The sequence below is a fragment of the Olsenella porci genome (assembly GCF_009695875.1).
GTDB lineage: Bacteria > Actinomycetota > Coriobacteriia > Coriobacteriales > Atopobiaceae > Olsenella_H > Olsenella_H porci.
Genome location: NZ_VUNC01000007.1, coordinates 1 through 16,247, shown reverse-complemented (window position 1 = coordinate 16,247; position 16,247 = coordinate 1). Strand labels below are relative to the sequence as shown.

The following is a 16,247-nucleotide window of genomic DNA, read 5'->3' as shown; positions in this document are numbered from 1 at the left end:
GCGCCACGTTACCGGGGGATAAAAAAAGCCCCCTGCCTAAGGGGACCTTCGTGACTGCACTCTAGCTCCCCCGTCTTCCAAGCCTTGCGGCCTGCCGAGAATTGGCACCATGCATCGCTGCTGGTTGCCGGGGCTTCACCGGGCTCGGTCCCTCCACCCTTTGCGTCACTGGGACGCCTCTTGACGAGCAAGGAATACCCTATTCCATTGTCCCCCGCGTGTAAACAACGATTTTGAATGCGGACCGTAAGGATTGGAGAACGAGCCGCTACGCACATGCTTTTCTTTTGACCTGCGCGACGAAGGCTAGCCCTCGGAGGCGGCAGGGCAAGTCTCCCCCACCCCAACGCCCCTAATGGAAAGGTCCATCAGGGCATGGGCGAAGGTACCGCAGTCCGTGCGTGCGTCCTGCGAGGGCACCGCTGCGAGGGACGAGACCATGAAGCCGCCCGCCATGAACATGGCGGCAAGCTGGCTGTCGACGTCCGGGCGCACCACGCCCTCGGTCTTCGCGCGCTCGAGCTGGGCGGCGATGATTCGGATGGTCCGCGCGAAGTTGTCGCTCACCACGGGCAGGACCGAGCCCTTGCTCACGCCCACCTCCCTGGCGAGGGCGAGTGAGAGGGGACTCCCGCCGCCCAGGCGCCTGACCAGCTCCGTGCCCACATTTGCCAGCGCCTCGCGAGCGGTTGGCGCCTCTGACACCGCGCGCTCGATCGCAGCGACCAGGTCCTCGCTCGACGAGGCGAAGATCGCCTGAATCAGCTCGTCCTTGTCGGCGAAGTAGTAATAGAGGGCGCCCTTCGACATGTGGCATCGAGCCGAGACCTCGCTCATCTGGAAGTCGGTGTTGCCGCGCTCGACCATGAGCTCGCTCGTCGCGGTCATGATCCTCTCCCTGGTGGCAACGCTCTTGCGCGTCTTGGACGAGGACCTCAGGCGGGTCTTGCGCTTCTTGACCTGCTCGACGGCAACGTCCTTCGCCACGTTGCGCATGGCGCGCGCGGCGTTCGCGACTTCGGTTGCGGTGCTCTCGTTGATGATCGGCACGGACGACTCCCCGGGAAACCGCGCGAGGCAAATTGTCTGCCTCGTGCGCAATTTGCGGAACATGGCACATACTAGTTCAAGAATGTGAGCTTTTTTCAAATCGAATCGTACTTTTTTGAATCAGGTAAAATTGGCTCCCGTTTATCTGCGGAAACAATCTGACTTGTACCACCAAAGGAGAACAGGTGCGCAAAGTCTTTTCCATTTTCAAAAGGGACCTTAAGAGGCTCCTCAGAAACCCCGTCGCCATCATCGTGACGCTGGGCGTCTGCATCATCCCCTCGCTATACGCCTGGTTCAACATCGAGGCCAACTGGGATCCCTACAAGAACACCAGCGGCATGGCTGTGGCGGTGGTCAACGAGGACCGGGGCGCCCAGGTCGAGGGCATGGGCACCGTCAACGCTGGCGACATGATCGTGGCGGAGCTCAAGAAGAACACTCAGCTGGACTGGACGTTCGTCGACAAGTCCGAAGGGATGGAGGGTGTGAGGGAGGGCAAGTACTACGCCACTTTCGTGATTCCCAGCGACTTCACCTCGTCCCTCTCGGACGTGCTCCAGGGCAACGTGGACAAGGGGCACATCGCCTACTACGTCAACGAGAAGGTCAATGCCGTCTCGCCCAAGGTCACCGACACGGGGGCCTCGACGCTCGAGAGCCAGATCAACAGCACCTTCCTCAAGACCGTGGCAAACGTCGTCACGGACAAGCTCAAGGTCACCGCCTCGGGCGTCCTCCAAGACGGCAGCGACGCATCCGCATCGGCGCTCTCGGACATCCAGGGTGCCCAAGAGTTTCTCGCCCAGCTCTCGCAGGAGATCTCCGACGCCTCGGGCTCCGTCTCCGACGCACGCGGCATCGTGGGCACCACCCGGACGACCCTCTCGGACCTCTCGACCAAGAGCGCGAGCGCGGGGCAGGGCCTCTCCGACTCCCTCGACTCGCTCTCGGGCGTCAGGAAGAAGGCGAGCGACCTCTATTCGCAGCTGAGCTCCGGGCTCACCTCGGGGACGTCGACCCTCGGCTCGCTCTCCTCGCAGGCCAGCAGCGACCTGGGGACATTCTCCGGCCGCGTGAGCGGGGCCTCGGGCACGCTCGACGGCGACATCGCCTCCCTCAAGAGCTACCTGGCCCAGACCAGGGGCTACAGCGCCACGCTCACCCACGTCCGTGACTCGCTCCTGACCCTGCAGCTCACCGATGCCGAGAGCATCCAGCTTCGCGACCAGGCGACCTCCAGCATCGGAACGCAGATCACCGTCCTCGGCGGTATCTCCCAGGACCTGGAGCAGCGCCTCGACCAGCTCCAGGCGATGTCTGACGCCGCGGCGAACGACGCGCAGGATGTGGCGTCGCTGGCGCAGGGGCTCAACGGGTCCGTCTCGACCTCCATCCAGTCCCTCAACGACGTGGGGAGCGAGCTCTCCGGCTCGACCATGCCCAAGCTCTCCTCCGCCCTCGACTCCTTCTCCCAGGTGGGATACTCCCTCGCTGGGACCACGGCGGGCCTCTCCCCCCTGATCTCGCAGGCGGACGGCACGCTCGCGCAGCTCGACGCGGCGCTCGACAAGGCAGACGGCGCCCTGGCGCAGACCAAGTCGGTCGTGGACCAGGCAAACGGCACCCTGGGCGACCTCGCCACGGACGTCGGGGCAATCAGGGGCGCCGCCGCGTGGCAGCAGCTCCAGAGCGTGAGCGACGTGAGCACCGAGAAGGTCTCCGACTTCATGTCGTCGCCCGCCACGCTCACCGAGCGCGACGTGTTCTCGGTGAGCAACTACGGCTCGGGCGTGACGCCCTTCTACACCAACCTGGCCCTCTGGGTTGGCGGATTCGTCTTGGTGGCGATCTACAAGCTCGAGGTCGACGACGAGGGAGTCGGCGACTTCAAGCCATGGCAGGGCTACCTAGGCCGCTGGCTCCTGCTCAACGCCCTGGGCCAGGTGCAGGCCCTCATCTGTTGCGTGGGCGACCTGGCGCTGGGGATACAGTGCGTCTCCCCCGCCCTCTTCGTGATCGCAGGGCTGGTGGAGTCGTTCGTGTACGTCAACATAGTGTACGCGCTCTCGATCGCCTTCAAGCACATCGGCAAGGCGATCGCCGTCGTGCTCATCATCGTGCAGATCCCCGGCTCAAGCGGCACCTACCCCATCCAGATGATGCCCGACTTCTTCCAGGCCCTGTACCCCTGGCTGCCCTTCACCTACGGCATCGACGCCATGAGGGAGACCATAGGCGGCTTCTACGACGGCTACTACGCCCTCAACATCCTCCGGCTCCTGGTGTTCGTGATCCCCGCCCTGCTCATCGGACTTGGGGCGCGCAGGCACCTGCTCAACATCAACTCGCTCTTCGACAAGCGGCTCACGCAGACCGACCTCATGATCGGCGAGCGCGTTGGCATGGACGAGGCACACTTCAAGCTCACGACCATTGTTAAGGCCCTCATGGACTCCAAGGACTACAAGCGCATCTTCCAGGAGAGGACCGCACGCTTCGAGCTCATGTACCCCCTGCTCGTGAGGCGTGGCATCCTCTCGCTGTTCGTGGTGTCGGGCATTCTGCTGCTGATGCTGTTCCTCCTCGACGCCAAGATGACCTTCCTGGTGCTGTGGATCGTCTCCCTCGTCGCCATCTGCACCTTCCTGATCGTGGTGGAGTACTTCCACTACCGCGTGGTCGAGAAGACCTCCCTCGCCGACATGTCGCGGGAGGAGCTCTACGGCATGCTCGACGAGTCCCTGAGGGGCGAGTTCTTCGCGTTCGCCCCCATCGAGAAGATGGTCCTGGACTACCGCAGCGAGGACGGCGCCGCACCCTCCGGCCCCCTGGGCACCCTCGCGGACCTAAGGGCGGGCCGCACGCACCTAAAGCGAACGATCGCTCTCAGGAAACGCGCACGTGCAGTCGGCGAGTGGCATGGGGCGGACCGACTCCGCCGGAGCCATGGCGTCACACGTCCCAACGGGTCCCGCCCGGAGGAAGACGACGGGAAGACTGTTCCCATGCCCCGACCGAACGACGAAGGGGACGCTGCAAGCGGTACGGCGGGCGGAGAGACCCAGACGGACGACCGCGACGAGAGGGACGGTGAGTAGCATGGGACCCTTCCTCAGGCTCGCAAAGCGCGACTTTGACCACGTCACCCACAACGTCATCGCCCTCGTGGTGTGCATCGGCATGGTCGTCATCCCCTCGTTCTATGCCTGGTTCAACATCGCCGGCAGCTGGGACCCCTACGGGAACACCGCCAACCTCAAGGTGGCACTCGCCAACAGCGACGAGGGATACAAGAGCAGCCTCCTCCCCGTCCAGATCAACATTGGCGAGCGAACGGTCACCGAGCTCAGCGCGAGCGAGAAGGTTGGCTACGTCGTCACCGACGAGGAGGACGCCGTCGAGGGAGTCAAGAGCGGCAAGTACTACGCGGCGATCGTGATCCCCAAGGACTTCAGCCGGAAGATGCTCACCGTCCTCACGGACGATTCCGAGAAGCCCGAGGTCATCTACTACAACAACGCAAAGCGCAACGCCATCGCCTCGATCGTCACCAGCAAGGCGTCGACCGCGGTGAAGGAGACGATCGACGAGACCTTCTCCGCCACCGTGACCGAAGTGGGTGCGGCGACGCTGTCGCAGTTTGGGGACTACCTCAACGACGCGGAGTTCCAGGCGCTCGCCTCGAAGCTGGGCGAGGCGGCGGAGAGGAGCTCCGGCTCCATGCGCGACGCCGCCTCGACGCTCGACACCTACTCCTCACTCGTGGGGTCCATGCGCTCCATCTCGTCGAGCGCGACGGGGGTCGCCGACCAGTCCCTGCAGAGCGTCCTCGACGCGGGCGGCACGCTGAGGCAGACCGCCTCCGGGGTCCGCGACCTCGACAGCGGCATCAACGGCGCCACCGACGCGGTCAACTCGACGCTCCAGAAGTCCTCCTCGAGCTTTGACGACGTGGAGTCAGCGCTCGACGACGCCTTCGACACCGCAGGTTCCAAGAGCGACGCCCTCTCGGGCCGCCTGGGGCAGGTCAAGGACGTCGTAGACGGCAAGCGAGCAGAGCTCCAGGCGCTGGACGACCAGATCAACAGCCAGGACCAGATCATCAGGACCCTGCACGACCGGCAGGAGGCAGGGTCGGTCGCATACGAGCGCACCGACGAGTACATCCTGCAGATCGACGGCCTCAAGTCGGACGTGGAGGATGCCATCCAGAGGCTCCAGGCGCTCTCGGACTCCATCCAGCAGACGAGGGACGACCTCTCCACGTACAAGGGCGACGCCGAGGAGGCCCGCACCAAGCTCAAGGCCCTGGCGGCGGACGGCAAGTCCGCGGTCTCCAAGGTGAGCGACAGCTACGAGGGCGACCTCAAGGGATCGCTCGGCACGCTCGCCTCCTCCATCGACGACGCCGCCTCGACCGCCGACCAGGTCTCGGGCGAGCTCAAGGATGCCGTGTCGAGCCTCTCCACCGCGACCACCAACGCCGACAAGAGCCTCCAGGGGGCACAGGACTCACTCGACTCCGCCTCCGCCAAGCTCAGGGAGGGCGCCGACAAGCTCGACGACCTCAGGGCGAGGATCTCTGCCGCCCTGGCGTCGGGCAACCTCGACACGCTGCGCGCGATCCTCTCCGCCGACCCCTCCGCGCTCGCGGCGTTCATCTCGTCTCCCGTGCAGGTCGAACGCACCGCGGTCTTTCCGGTCGAGAACAACGGCTCCGCCATGGCTCCCTTCTACACAACGCTCTGCCTCTGGGTGGGCGGGGTCGTCCTCGCTGCCCTCGTGAGATGCGAGCCCTCCGAGCGCGCCATGTGGGAGACGGGGGCCAAGCCGCGCCACGCCTACTTTGGCCGGCTGGTGTTCTTCCTGGCCATCGGCTTCATGCAGACGCTCGTGGCCCTTCTCGGCGACCTCTTCTTCCTGGGAATCCAGTGCGAGCACCCCATCCTGTTCCTGCTCACGGGGACGCTCGCCTCGACCGTGTTCATCAACATTATCTATGCCCTCACCTACTCGTTTGGGGACGTGGGCAAGGCCATCGCGGTCGTGCTGATGGTGATCCAGGTGGCGGGCTCGGGCGGCACCTTCCCCATGCAGATGCTCCCCAACGCCTTCCAGTCCGTGTACCCCTGGCTGCCGTTCGTCCACTCCGAGAACGCCATGCGCGCGGCGATGTTTGGCATCTATGGCAACGACTACGCCATCGAGATGGCCAAGCTCGCCTGCTTCCTCCTTCCCGCCCTACTGCTGGGACTGCTCCTCAGGAAGCCGGTCGTGCGCCTGAACCACTGGATCGAGGAGAAGCTGGAGTCCACCAAGCTCATGTAGGCGGGCTCTGGATGGCAAGGGAGTCTATACTCTTTTGGTTGTTTGCAAGCGGTGCGGGGCAAGGCGCACCGAGGGACAAGGAGACATGGCTTTGACTGACAGCAGACCCGTGCGCGTTCGCTTCGCGCCCTCCCCCACCGGCAAGCTCCACGTGGGCGGCGCGAGGACCGCAATCTACAACTGGGCGTTCGCGCGCGCCAACCACGGCACGTTCATCCTGCGCATCGACGACACGGACCCCACCCGTTCCACCGAGGAGAACACGCAGGTGATCCTCCGCGCGATGAGGTGGCTTGGACTCGACTGGGACGAGGGTCCCGACGTGGGTGGCTCATATGGCCCATACCGCCAGACCGACCGCATGGACATTTACAAGAAGGTCGCCCAGCGCCTGTGGGACGAGGGCCGTGCCTACCCCTGTTTCTGCACGCCCGAGAAGCTCGCCGCAGACAAGAAGGCGGCGCAGGAGCGCAACGACCCCTTCCAGGGCTACCAGCGCACGTGCCGCGACATCGACCCCGAGGAGGCCAAGGCGCGCATCGCCGCCGGGGAACCCTACACGTTGCGCATCAAAGTCCCCCTGGACCGCGGCGACGTGGTGGTGCACGACGCGGTTCATGGCGACGTGACCTTTGACGCCAAGGAGCTGGACGACTTCATCATCTTCCGCTCCGACGGCACCCCCACCTACAACTTCGCCACCGTGGTGGACGACGCCCTGATGGGCATCACGCACGTGATCCGCGGAGACGACCACCTCTCCAACACCCCGCGCCAGATCATGGTGTACGAGGCCATGGGCGCACCCGTGCCCACCTTCGCCCACATCTCGATGATTCTTGGGCCCGACGGCAAGAAGCTGAGCAAGCGTCACGGCGCCACGAGCGTGGAGGAGTATCGCGACCAGGGTTACCTCCCGGACGCCTTCGTCAACTACCTCGCACTCCTGGGCTGGGCGCTCGACGGCGACACCACGATCATCCCGCGCGACGTCCTGGCGAGCCGCTTCTCGCTCGACCACGTGAGCAAGAACCCCGCGACCTTCGACTTCAAGAAGCTCGACTGGATCCAGGGCGAGTACGTCAAGGCGATGACCGACGCAGACTTCTCCCGGACCATGCTCGTTCCCGAGCTTGTCTCCGCCGGCCTCGAGGAGGGTCCCGCCGACGCCGCCTACGAGCGCAGGCCACAGTGGTTCGACCTCCTGAGCTCCATCCTCAAGCCGCGCGTCACCTTCGCGCGCGAGGTCGTGGACAAGGCCCGCTTCCTGTATGAGGGCGACTCCGTGACCTTCGACGAGAAGTCCGTAAAGAAGAACCTCGCCAAGGACTACGCGGCGGGTGCTCTCGACGCCGCGACCGACGCGCTCTCCGCCCTGGGCGAGGAGCAGTGGGATGCCGACTCGATCAACGCCGCGCTCGACCCTCTCCCTGAGGGACTTGGCATCAACAAGCGCAAATTCTACGGTGCCGTGCGCGTGGCGGAGTGCGGCAACCAGGTCTCGCCTCCCCTGGGCGAGTCGCTCCAGCTCCTGGGCAAGCAGACGACCCTCGCGCGCCTGAGGGCGGCTGCCCCGCTCGCGGTTCCCGCGGAGGCATAGGAGGCAGGCGGGCCTCTCGCCGAGGCATGCGGTCGTAATGTGCCGGGGCATCCCCAACGGGTGGGGCGCCCCGGCTTTCTTGCAAAGGGATCTGGGGAGAGGGACGGCGCGCTCTTCGCCCGATGGGGTGCTCCGCCTGGCTCTGACATACGACGGGCGGTGGGACCAGGTGCGATAAGTCGGCGCATGTGCGTGTTACTGCCACGACGTGCTTAACCGCCCTAGCCCTCATTCGGATTGGGCCCCAGTTTGCTTAACATCCCTAGCCCTCATGCGCGATTTCCGCCTCCCAACCCGCACGAGCGCTAGCACGCCTAAGCATTGGACCCAAAAATCCGCAAGAGTCCGAGCAACGCTAAGCATCCCGCCCCACAATCAGCATGGGAGCTAGGAAGGCTAAGCATCGCCCCCCACCCGCGCGGATTCAGGAAGGCATGCTTAGCCATCCCGGCGCGTGCGTGCTTGGGCGCCATCCGCTGCTTAGCCCCGCCGGCGTTCGCACGGATTTCGATGCCAGATTCTTAGCCTCCACGGGGCACGGACGTGTTATACGCCCCAGAATCCGTGCACCCACCAGATTCCTTAAGCGCGTGTCAGCAATAACCCTCACAAGGCCCCAGATTCCTAAGCACGCATCCATGTCACCCCTCATGCAGCCTCTTGGGTCTTCCATCAGCAGGCATGCACAAGGTCGCTGCGCCAACATGAGAGAAAAGCACTCAAGAGTCAAGGAGGGAGAGGGACAAGCCTTCGGGAAAGGCATCCGTCCACAACTTGACCCCCTCATTGCCGAGCACTTTGGCGACAGGGGCAGGCCACGACTGAGAGCGGAGCACACGGGTGCTCTGTCGGGTGGCACACTACCGCAGCACCAACCGTCGCCCGCTCCCTCACGGACGGGCAGTCCGCACGAGCGCATCGCCCCCCTGCCGGCAGCAAACGGTGAGCACTAGTAATCCAAACGCTCCAGACATCGGGTCCGGATGGCAGCAAACTCCCGATGTGAGCACTCATATCCGGCTATCGCTGCCATGAGCCACGAAGCCAGAGGGACCCAGCTGGAAAACGTGGCGCCGCTGGCCTATCGTGGCAGTGAAAACCCGACGTATGCACTCACTTCGGGATTATCTTGCATCGGATGACCCCGTGGGAGTAGCAATGGACCGACCCGCGGCGGTGACGTTTCTTCCCGGCGTGAAATGGGGCAAGGGGGTTGCAATAACCCTGCTCACACAGATGAGTCGGCTATTCCAGTCGAGCAACCAACCGTCTCATTCCCAGATCTCTAATGGCCTGCCGTGGTTGTCGTCGCCGGGGCGACCGGAGAACTGGATGCCGATGGCTCACTCATTGCGAGAGGGCACGCCGTGCGCATTCACGCGAGAGCGGTTCTTCCGTGATTCGAGACTTAATCGGTCACCAAGTGCACAAACACGTTCTGCCAAAGGCCAGCTCGACATTCCCTAGGAGGCACTGCCTCGACCAGCGTCCTCAGCGTGTTTCGACCGCTCGCACGACCTCTTCGAGGCCAAGGGTCACACCTCGGACCATGTCATCGAGCGACATCGAGGGTGTTGATGGTCCCTTGCCGATGACCTGGGAGGGAAGGTAGGGGAGATGGACGAAGCCTCCCAGCGCCCGGCCCTCCCCCGTGCCAAGGTGACCCAGGACCTCGTAGAGCATGTCGTTGCACACGTAAGTCCCCGCGGTGTACGAGACCGACGCCGGAATGCCGCCCTCGCAAATGCGAGCGACCATGCACCTGACCGGGACCGTCGCAAAGCGGGCGTCGTGACGCATGTTCTCGCACGACTACTTCCAAGTGATGAATACATCAATCAGCTCGCTTTCACGTTACCTATATTTACTGCAACGCGGACCGGCAAGACGACCCAGCAAGACGGGAAATCACCACAAGCGAGAAGCATCAGAGAGGCATCATTTGGCAAACGGAGTCACCAGACGTTCGTTCATCAAGGGAGGGCTCGCGCGGGTGCGCTCGCGACGCTCGCCGCGTGCGGAAAGAAGACGAGCTCCTCTTCCGCAAGCGACAGCGGTGCCGGGACGACCGGAGGCACGCGCAACGACCGACGAGGACGAGCGCAAGGCCAAGTACCGCAAGATCAACAAGACGGTCGGCAAGGACCTCCCCATCATCCCGATCATGCACTACTCGCACGGTCACGTTGGGTCCGATCGCGTCGCGAGCCTGTTCTACGACGCCGGCGACCGCACGCACCTCGTCGACGCCAGCCTCACGGCGTAGTCCCGCAAACACCGCTCGACGTTGCCAGGCACCCCCTCCGGAGCCATCCACGCCCCGGAGGGGTGCCTCTGTTCTCGCCCGTTCGCCGATACGCTGCGAGCGCTCCCCCGTCACGGCTATCATCGTGTGTCGGAAACACGTTTGTAACACAAGCTCACATCACATGCGAGGAGAGCACATGCAGACATCCGCCTTCGAGATCCTTGGCCCCATCATGGTTGGCCCCTCGTCCTCCCATACCGCGGGGGCGCTGAGAATCGCACTCGTTGCGCGCTCGCTTGGGCCCCGCGACCTCAGGCGCGTGACCTTCTCCCTCTACAACTCGTTCAGCCACACCTACCGCGGCCATGGGTCGGATCGCGCCCTCGTGGCGGGCATCCTGGGGCTTGCCCCCGACGACACGCGCGTGCGCGACTCCTTTGACCTGGCACGGGAGCGCGGCCTTGAGTTCTCGTTCGAGGAGATGGGAGACGATCCCGCCCTGCACCCCAACACCGTGGCGGTGACGATGGAAGGCGAGACGGGCAGGGTCAGCGTTGCAGGAGAGTCGCTGGGCGGCGGCCGCGTGAGGATCGTCTCGATCGACGGGGTCCACGTGGAGATCACGGGCGACTACCCCACGCTGTTCGTGACGCACCAGGACAAGCCGGGCGTCCTTGCCGCGCTCACTAGCGGGATCTCCGCCTCCTCGGCCAACATCGCCACGATGCGGACCTTCCGCGAGGCTCCCGGCGGGCGCGCCTACACGGTGTTCGAGCTCGACGAGCCCATCGACCACAAGCTCGTCGAGTTCCTCTCGCATGCCCCCAACATCCAGGGCGCCTGCTCGGTCGCCATCCCCGGCGCCTCGCGCGTCTCGCCCGACGCGACCCTGCGCATGTCCTTCTCCACGGGCGCCGAGCTCCTTGACGCCTGCGACCGGGAAGGCCTTGGCATCGGCAGGGTCACGCGCCTGCGCGAGTGCGAGCTGTGCGACGGGGAGGACGTGGATGCCCAGATGGCGCGCGTGCTCTCCGTAATGCGGGACGAGGCGACCAGCCCCATCCACGACCCGCAGCCCTCGCTCGGGGGCCTCATCGGAGGACAGGCGGCATCGGTGTGGTCATCGGCGAGGAGCCTAAGCGCAAGCCTGATGGGAGAGACCCTCTCCCACGCCGTCGCCTACGCGATGGCGACCCTGGAGCGCTCCGCCACCATGGGAGTGATCGTCGCGGCGCCGACGGCAGGCTCTGCGGGCGTCATCCCCGGGGCGGTGCTGTCGGTAGGCGAGTCCGCGGGGGCGGACGACGACTCCCTGTGCGAGGCGCTGTGGAACGCGTGCGCGGTGGGGCTCATCGTAGCAGGAAACGCCTCGGTCGCAGGCGCTGAGGGCGGCTGCCAGGCCGAGGTGGGGACGGCGTCGGCGATGGCAGCGAGCGCCGTCACGGAGCTGTTGGGTGGGAGCCCGGAGCAGTGCCTCTCCGCCGCGTCGACTGCCATCGCCAACCTGCTGGGGCTGGTGTGCGACCCCGTGCGGGGGCTCGTGGAGTACCCCTGCCAGGACAGGAACGCCATCGGCGTGGCAAACGCGCTTGTCTCGTCCCAGCTCGCCCTTTCGGGCGTTCTGGACCCGCTTCCCTTTGACGAGGTGGTCGCCGCCATGAAGCAGGTGGGCCAGGCGCTGCCCGCGAGCCTGCGCGAGACGGCCCTGGGTGGCCTCGCTGCGACACCCTCTGCCTGCACGGCGTGCAGGCGCTGCCTGTAGTCAGCAAAGACCAGTGGGAGGGGCGACGGCAACAACCGCTCGCCCCTTCTCTCCCCTAGTCCTTGTTGCCGTCCTTGCCATTGGGCTTTGCCTTTGGCTTGTACGCGGGCACCTTGCCCTTGACCCTGACCGTGATGCCACGGTGACTCTTGCCGCGCTTCCCCGGCAGCGCGCCCGCCATGCGATTGCGAAGACGTTGGACGCGGTAGTAGATGCTCTGCGACGAGTTGGAGCGCAGGCCAAGGAGCGGGGCGGCCAGGAGCGTGGGGCCAAAGAACGTGATGATTCGCCACACCAGGAAGCCCGCACTGATGCTGCCGCCAAACATGTGGCCGTAGAACAGGTAGAAGCCACCCTCGGCGCCGCCAGTTCCGCCGGGGAGGGGAACTGCGGACGAGACCATTTGCACCATCGACCCTGCTGCCAGGCACTCCACGAAGTCGGCCCTGATGCCAAAGGCGTTGAGGACGAACCAGGGGATTGCATACAGGCAGAACAGCTGCGCCATGGTCACGAGCAGCGTGAGCCCCATGGAGGGCAGGTCCCTCGCAGCCCGCTTGAAGGCGCGGGAGAACTCCATGACCTGGCGGTTGACCAGGTCGTCGTACTTGCTGGGGTCCTTGAGCCAGTGGTGGCGGGTTGCAAAGCGGATCGCCCAGTTGCCCACACGCATCACGAGCTTAGGGCACAGGCAGATCACGAAGAGCCCGGCAAGCTCGAGGAAGTGGACGGCAAAGACGATCAGGTTGAGGATGATGATGTCACCGTACGCCTGGAAGAAGTACGACAGCTTGGACGCCAGCATGATCGCAGCGAAGAGCACCACGCCAAACTGGAACATGATGAAGCGCGTGAACTGGGTCGCCGACGCCTCGCCCACGTCCTGCCCCGTGCGGGTCAGGCGGTAGATCTGCGCTGGCACCGCCCCCGCCATCATGGGCGTGAGGTTGCCAAAGAAGACGCCAGACGCCTCGACGCTCATGAGATCGCGCACACCCACGGGGGACTCGGGGTCAAGGTAGACGGCGATAACGTAGGCGAGGACGCCGAACACGAAGTAGAGCAGGAACATGACGCAGGCTCCGCCGACCCAGCCTCGGTCGACCTTGGAGAGCGCGTCCAGAAACTGCCCCATCTGGCCGGTGACCAGGAGGTAGGCTACGTAGATGCCGACCACCACCGCCAGGAAGAGGGCACCCTTCCTGGCATCCGCCTTGCTGTCCTCAGACTCTGGGCTGCCGCCCCCCGTAACCTTCGGACGGGGGGCAGAGACCTTGGCCCTGACCTTGGGGGAGTCCCCCTCCCGTCCCGTGGAATCCGCTGACATCAGTCTCCGTTCGCACCTGCGAGGCCGAGGGTGACGCGGCCAGGCGTTGATTAGCATCTATGGAGTATGCCCAAAATTTCTCAAGGGTCCAAAGGGGCATACTAACCTACATCACAAAAGGACGTTGTCGGCGGCGGGGTCACCCGCCGCATCTCGTCGAAGGAGTGCGCACCATGCAGGATTCCACGAGCCTTCCCTCCGCGGCGGACCTCGCGAGGCAGCGGAGGAACCACGACCGGCTCCTTGCCATCCTGACGGGAGGAGAGCATGCCGGTGGAAGAGGCGACGAGAGCCGCTGCCTGCTTCTCTCCCTAGGGCGCTTCGTGGTCGACCGGCAGGAGGGCACGACCGTGCCGTTTGGGGGCGAGAGGGGCGTGGGTGCCCTGGTCGCCGCGACGGGGAGACTCCTGGGTGACGAGGGGGCCGACGGCGCGAAGGGCCTGACGTCGACATCGGGGGAGGTTCCCATCGGCGAGACGTTCGTGAACGCGGCGGTTGGGGTCGGCCCGGCCGGCCAGCTCGTCACCACCGTTGGCCCGGCTCACGACGTAGGCACGCTGGGTGAGGCGCTCGCAGTACTCGAGCGGAGGGTACACCTGGCGTCTCGGGAGGTCGGACGCGACATCGACCTCGTCGCACAGGGCTACAACCCCACGGTGGAGGCCCCCTCCGACCTGCCGCTCGTCCCGCTTGCGCGCAATACCCTCACCGAGGCCCACCTGTCCCGTCACGGCGAAAAGGTACGCGACGCCATGCGAGCCACCGCCGAGACCGTCATTTGCGTCGACTATGGCGGTCAGCGCGAGGCGGCGGAGTCCTACCGCGTGGCCACGGCCCTCTCCCCTGTCCTCTCGTTCCTCACGGACAACGTCCTCCACTTCCGCGGTGAGGACCCGCACGACTGCGGACGCATGCTCAGGCGGTCGCTCTGGTCCCAGGCGGCACCCGCCCTCACCTCTCCCCTGCCCGAGGCGTTTGGCCCTTCCTTTGGGTACCGCGCGTACGTCGCCTGGCTGGAGCGCCAGGCACCCGCGTGGTACATGGGGCCGGACGGGCACGACCTCCCCAGCGGCGAACAGCCCCTGAGCGCCGTAATGATGCGCCACGAGCTCTCCCAGGAGCAGGTCGATCAGCTCCTCAAGGCTCTGTGCCCCGAGGTGGGCCTGGACGGGAGGCTCGTCCTTCGGTGTGCCGACTCCCTGCCGGCGCGTCTCGCCCTCGGGTACGCCGCGCTTGCAAAGGGGCTGTTCTGCGACGACAAGGCTTTTGAGCTCGCAAGCGTGCTCGTGAGCGCCGCAACGCCGGAGGCGGTCGAGTCGGCACGGAGCGCCCTGGCCCGCGACGGCTGGGATGCAGAGGTGTACGGCAGGGACGCCACCGACCTGGTCTCTCAGTTGGTGCGCATCGCACGCGATGGACTGGACGGGAGTGAGAGGGACTGCCTCGACTCGATCGCGCAAATCTGGGAGGTGGGAGCAGTGCCCCGGGACCTCCTGCTCGACACCTGGGATATAACGCACGCTCAGTCCGAGGGGACAGTTGAGGAAGACGGCGCGGAGGCGCAGACGAGCGGGGACGAACCGGGGACAAGAAGCGAAGGAAATGTGAATTAGGGCGCTTTTCCAATTCTCGTTGCATGGGCGGCACTTTTCCGATAAAGTCATGCCCCGTGCTCAGGCACGCGAAGACACCTCTTGGGACGTCGTCTAGTGGTAGGACAACGGATTCTGGTTCCGTCAGCGGGAGTTCGACTCTCTCCGTCCCAGCCAAGGTGCCCTTCACATACTGGCCCGTTCGTCTAGCGGTTTAGGACGCCGCCCTCTCAAGGCGGAGATCAGCAGTTCGAATCTGCTACGGGCTACCAAATTTGATGCGCACTCCCGATGATTCGGGGGTGCGTTTTTCATCTTGGAAGACGCACCTTACGCCAGACGCTTCGGTATGGAGCCCTCATGCAGAGGTGCCTCTCCCCCGTCTTCGCGTATGCACGTCGGGGCAGCCAGCCGAGACGATCGATTGTCCTGTGCTCCATCGCTTCCACTTCTTCTTAAGTTTCTAGTCTTTCTGAAGCCAAGAAGAGATCCCACGGGGCAAGGTTTCGACTACCGAGGGGCACCCCATCAACATGAGACGAGGGCGAGCACTCTTTCTCGCATGGATTCCGCGGTGCAATGCTTAACCCCGCTAGCCCTCATGCGGTTTTTGGAACCTGATGCTTAGCGTCGCTAGCCCCCGTGGGGATTTCAGCGCCAAATGCTTAATCCTCCTAGTCCTCATGTGAAGTGCGCGGCGAAAATGCGCACGAGGCCTAGGGGCGCTAAGTGTTGTGTGCCATGACGTTGTTTACACCGACGATGCGTGACATCGGCGGGAGGCCGCCGCAGGCGCTGTGGGGCCTCTCCCAATTGTAGCGGTCGATGAAGGGGGAGAGGGCGGCAGCCCTCTCCCCCTCGCTCGCGTAGGCGCGCGCGTACTGCCACTCCTGCGCGAGCGTCCTGTTCATTCGCTCCACCTTCCCGTTCTGCCAGGGGCTGTAGGGCCTGGTGTACCTGTGCGCGATGCCGGACGCCGCGAGCCACTCGTTGAACAGCCGAGAGCGGTACCCCGGCCCGTTGTCGGTCATCACGCGCTCGACCTCGACGCCGAGGCCCCGGTAGAAGTCCCGGGCGCGCCCCATGAACGCGACGCAGGTCTCCTTGCGCTCGTCGCCGAGCAGCTCGGCGTAGGCCACCCTGCTCCTGTCGTCGACCGCCACGTGCAGGCAGGCGGTGCCCGCCCCGGAGTCGGCGTGGCGCAGGGCGTTGTTGAAGTCAAGATAGATTTCACCAGACTAGACAGCGAACCGCCCCCATCCGCACCAACGTACATTCGCCAGTCCCGTCACCGCGGGGCGCCGGAATCGGCGACCACTGCCGGCGAGGCCCTGTCC

Annotated in this window: 10 protein-coding genes, 2 tRNA genes and 1 riboswitch; of the genes, 8 read left to right on the top strand and 4 right to left on the bottom strand. The window is 65.0% G+C overall.

The genetic code is table 11. The features are described 5' to 3' along the window. Nucleotides 1-67: 67 nt before the first annotated feature. Nucleotides 68-174, bottom strand: a riboswitch (SAM riboswitch). Between the two features lie 132 nt (nt 175-306). Beyond that, nucleotides 307-1,050, bottom strand: a complete 744-nt coding sequence (locus FYJ68_RS08405; protein ID WP_326832289.1) for a TetR/AcrR family transcriptional regulator — start codon at nt 1,048-1,050, stop codon at nt 307-309. Nucleotides 1,051-1,235: 185 nt separating this feature from the next. On the opposite strand from FYJ68_RS08405, the gene FYJ68_RS08400 reads away from it, so the two are divergent. From FYJ68_RS08400 to gltX, 3 genes are all read left to right on the top strand, one after another. Continuing rightward, a complete protein-coding gene (locus tag FYJ68_RS08400; protein WP_326832288.1) occupies nt 1,236-4,151 on the top strand; it encodes a YhgE/Pip domain-containing protein in 2,916 nt (971 codons plus the stop codon). 1 nt (nt 4,152) lies between these two features. Then, nucleotides 4,153-6,381, top strand: a complete 2,229-nt coding sequence (locus tag FYJ68_RS08395; protein ID WP_154435896.1) for a YhgE/Pip domain-containing protein — start codon at nt 4,153-4,155, stop codon at nt 6,379-6,381. Nucleotides 6,382-6,466: 85 nt separating this feature from the next. Next, nucleotides 6,467-7,981: a glutamate--tRNA ligase gene (gltX, locus tag FYJ68_RS08390; protein WP_154435772.1), complete on the top strand. Its 1,515-nt coding sequence runs from the start codon at nt 6,467-6,469 to the stop codon at nt 7,979-7,981. Between the two features lie 1,491 nt (nt 7,982-9,472). On the opposite strand, the gene FYJ68_RS08385 is transcribed toward gltX, so the two are convergent. Continuing rightward, entirely contained in the window at nt 9,473-9,781 is a 309-nt protein-coding gene (locus tag FYJ68_RS08385) for a pyroglutamyl-peptidase I family protein (protein ID WP_154435771.1), read from the bottom strand. A gap of 256 nt (nt 9,782-10,037) precedes the next feature. Between FYJ68_RS08385 and FYJ68_RS08380 the strand changes: the two genes are divergently transcribed. Next, nucleotides 10,038-10,247, top strand: a complete 210-nt coding sequence (locus tag FYJ68_RS08380) for a hypothetical protein (protein WP_154435770.1) — start codon at nt 10,038-10,040, stop codon at nt 10,245-10,247. Between the two features lie 178 nt (nt 10,248-10,425). Beyond that, nucleotides 10,426-11,991 carry an L-serine ammonia-lyase, iron-sulfur-dependent, subunit alpha gene (sdaAA, locus tag FYJ68_RS08375; RefSeq protein ID WP_154435769.1) on the top strand — a complete coding sequence of 522 codons (1,566 nt, stop codon included), beginning with the start codon at nt 10,426-10,428 and terminating at the stop codon, nt 11,989-11,991. 55 nt (nt 11,992-12,046) lie between these two features. Here sdaAA and FYJ68_RS08370 read toward each other — a convergent pair whose 3' ends face one another. Next, nucleotides 12,047-13,318 carry a lysylphosphatidylglycerol synthase transmembrane domain-containing protein gene (locus tag FYJ68_RS08370; RefSeq protein ID WP_154435768.1) on the bottom strand — a complete coding sequence of 424 codons (1,272 nt, stop codon included), beginning with the start codon at nt 13,316-13,318 and terminating at the stop codon, nt 12,047-12,049. Nucleotides 13,319-13,491: 173 nt separating this feature from the next. Between FYJ68_RS08370 and FYJ68_RS08365 the strand changes: the two genes are divergently transcribed. The 3 genes from FYJ68_RS08365 to FYJ68_RS08355 all read left to right on the top strand — a co-directional run bounded on the left by FYJ68_RS08365 (nt 13,492) and on the right by FYJ68_RS08355 (nt 15,182). Then, the gene (locus FYJ68_RS08365) at nt 13,492-14,931 is read left to right on the top strand and encodes a hypothetical protein (RefSeq protein WP_154435767.1); all 1,440 of its coding nucleotides are present in this window, start codon (nt 13,492-13,494) and stop codon (nt 14,929-14,931) included. A gap of 82 nt (nt 14,932-15,013) precedes the next feature. Then, nucleotides 15,014-15,087 (top strand) — tRNA-Gln (locus FYJ68_RS08360). Between the two features lie 18 nt (nt 15,088-15,105). Then, nucleotides 15,106-15,182 (top strand) — tRNA-Glu (locus FYJ68_RS08355). 453 nt (nt 15,183-15,635) lie between these two features. Here FYJ68_RS08355 and FYJ68_RS08350 read toward each other — a convergent pair. Continuing rightward, nucleotides 15,636-16,115: an integrase core domain-containing protein gene (locus tag FYJ68_RS08350; protein WP_154435766.1), complete on the bottom strand. Its 480-nt coding sequence runs from the start codon at nt 16,113-16,115 to the stop codon at nt 15,636-15,638. Nucleotides 16,116-16,247 lie beyond the last annotated feature (132 nt).